The sequence below is a fragment of the Vibrio sp. Y176 genome, assembly GCF_033438945.1.
In genome coordinates this window covers 1-640 of sequence record NZ_JAWOQS010000689.1, presented here as the reverse complement: position 1 = coordinate 640, position 640 = coordinate 1, and the positions used below count along the sequence as shown (strand labels likewise).

At 49.5% G+C, this 640-nt stretch carries 1 protein-coding gene; it reads right to left on the bottom strand.

The genetic code is table 11. The features are described 5' to 3' along the window. The coding region (locus R7O13_RS28090; RefSeq protein WP_318305349.1) for a general secretion pathway protein GspB at positions 1-583 on the bottom strand (583 nt) is incomplete at its 3' end. Positions 584-640: the final 57 nt, after the last annotated feature.

Sequence of the window (640 nt, the reverse complement as noted above, 5' to 3'; positions counted from 1 at the left end):
CCACCACATCCCCTTGGTGATACTCCACGTTATTGATTTTCACCCAACGACGATTGGCATCACTGGCATACATGTGCGTTTGCAAATTAAGGGCTGGAAGACGTCCTTGCCACTGCTGCGCATTGCGCTCCAAGTCATTCACCTGTGACGGTGCAGAAGTCGGCGCATCATTTTGAGACAGCGCATTTTCCACTTTTTTGGCGAGATCTGGAGACAAGGAAGACAAGTCTAGATCATCCAATGACAAACCTAAGTCGTCACGACGATGCGTAGATGCTGTGCTCGTGACGGGAGTAGCCGTTGTCAGATCTGGAGCCTCACCCTCGTTGGCATACTCGGAGGGTTGCAAGAATGTCCCAATGTCGCGAGATAATTCGGCACTCGGCCATTCTCGTGGCAGTTGAGCAAGATCCGTTGATTCTGGATAATCTAAAACTTCAAATTGTTGTACGACTTCCGCCACCACTACCTCTGGCGTAACCGCTTGAGTATCTGGCGTAAGCAAATCTAAATGCCACGCAACCGCAATCGCTGACACGCTAATAGGCACAAGAAAGAGTCCAACATGTTTGATGACTGACATTACGCCTCCTCCTTGTTAATGCTTGCTAGTGCTGGCGCATTAGGTTGCACACTTTGT